Origin of the sequence: Candidatus Thiosymbion oneisti (genome assembly GCF_900092655.1) — a bacterium.
Classification (GTDB): Bacteria; Pseudomonadota; Gammaproteobacteria; order Chromatiales; family Chromatiaceae; genus Thiosymbion; species Thiosymbion oneisti.
On the sequence record NZ_FLUY01001451.1, the window covers coordinates 1 to 1,787 of the forward strand.

General features: G+C 59.7%; 2 protein-coding genes. Both read right to left on the bottom strand.

Going from position 1 to position 1,787, the window contains the following annotated elements; translation table 11 throughout:
* Nucleotides 1-362: 362 nt before the first annotated feature.
* Nucleotides 363-836: a VOC family protein gene (locus BQ17_RS15070; RefSeq protein ID WP_089728434.1), complete on the bottom strand. Its 474-nt coding sequence runs from the start codon at nt 834-836 to the stop codon at nt 363-365.
* Between the two features lie 418 nt (nt 837-1,254).
* A partial coding sequence (locus tag BQ17_RS15075) for a tetratricopeptide repeat protein (protein ID WP_141699308.1) occupies nt 1,255-1,787 on the bottom strand: 533 nt, incomplete at its 5' end.

Here is a 1,787-nt window from a genome sequence, read left to right on the forward strand (position 1 = left end):
CTCGACCGCTGGTTTACCCTTTACTACCACCAACGGCGAATTCTTTCACAATCTCTCCAGCGTGGGAGCAAGCTTGTCCCGACGGAGGAGGGATCTTTTCCCCCAAGCCGTGCCGAATCATTCAGGGTAGTGGTAAATTTTTAAATGGTTAGCGGAGAGCGGTTCATTATGCTCCATTGCTTTATTTGATCCCCTCTCTCCGGCTCCCTCCTCCGTCGGGACAGGCTCTCTTCCGGAGGGAGAGGGAGTGCGGTTTGTGGCGTACCCAACCCCCTGCTCGTGGCGATGTTTCCATTTAAACCTTAACCACTACCCAAACAAGAATGTCCATAGGAGTGCGCCGCAGCGCATGGAGGTCCGTATCAGGCGTTGTGCTTGGCAAAGAATTCCTTAGCCCGGTTGTCGATTTCTTCCGGCGTGAGGTCTTCTTTATGGGTAGAGAGGAACCAAAGGTGTCCGAATGGGTCTTCGAGGGTGCCGTTGCGATCGCCGTAGAAGCGGTCTTCCAGCGGTTGGATGATCTTTGCCCCGGCCGCGACGGCCTGCGCAAAAACCTTGTCTACGTCTTCCACGTACAGATGGAGACCCACCGGCGAGCCGCCCAGTGCTCGGGGGCTTTGGAATGCGCCTTCTTCTGCGCAGGGATCGGCCAGCATAATGGTCGAATCCCCGATTTTGAGTTCCGCATGGCCGATCCCACCGCTCGGGGTGGGCATACGGAAGTGCTCGGTTGCGCCGAATGCCCGCTGATAAAAATCAATGGCCGCGGCCGCGCCCTCGATACTCAGGTAGGGGGTGATACTCCGGTAGCCGTCCGGAATCGGTTTTACTGACATCTGCAATCTCCTGTTGTGGGGGATGTTTAGGGCGTGTTGACCTTTAGAAGGTCCGCACAGCGGACCCTACAGGCTTATTTTTTCTCTGGCTCCCACGCTCCAGCGTAGGAGCAAGTCTAGACGCTCCAGCGTCATGAAGCTTTGTCTCGAGCGGAGCGAGGGATCTCGGCCGCTGGAGCGGCCACAACTGCGTTCCCACCTGTCTGCGTGCAGAGACGCACAGGCAGGCGCTGGAGCGTGGGAACGAGCCAGCCGATCACTTGTGGTTCAACAAGCCGGTAGCGGCTACGGCCCATAGCGTCTCCGAGACACTCCGTGGCGCGGAGCTTCCGCGTTCCCACGCGGCGCGTGGGAACGAGAGAATAGGTCCGCACAGCGGACCCTACAGGCTTATTTTTCAAGTAGTGTCGGACCCAAATCAAGCTCGGTCTTCCTCCTGAGCCGCTGCCAGCTCGGCCAGCCGGCGCTCGAACCAGTCCGGAAGCCGCTTGTGATCCTGGTGCTCGGGTAGGGCCGCGGCCAGATGCCGGGCGATCTCCAAGCCCTCCGTAAAGGCGGCCTGGGCCGATTTCCAGTCGCCGAGATTCTGATCGGTGTTGCCCACCTTATTGAGTGAGACCGAGAGGTCGCGGAGGGCCTCTGGGGTTTCGCCGAGGCGCTGGAGGATGCGGCGGCTGATTTCGAGTGCCTCGGTGAAATCGGCGCGGGCCTGATCCCAATGTCCGAGTGCGCTTTCGATATCGCCGACCTTTTCGAGCGAGATGGAGAGATCGCGCAGATTCTTGGGGGTTTCGCCGACCCGTTGCAGGATGCGGCGGCTGATTTCGAGTGCCTCGGTGAAAGCGTTGCGTGCCTGGCTCCAATCGCCGAGTGCCTGATCGGTGTTGCCCACGTTATTGAGCGAGACCGAGAGATCGCGGAGGGCCTCTGGGGTTTCGCCGAGGCGTTGGA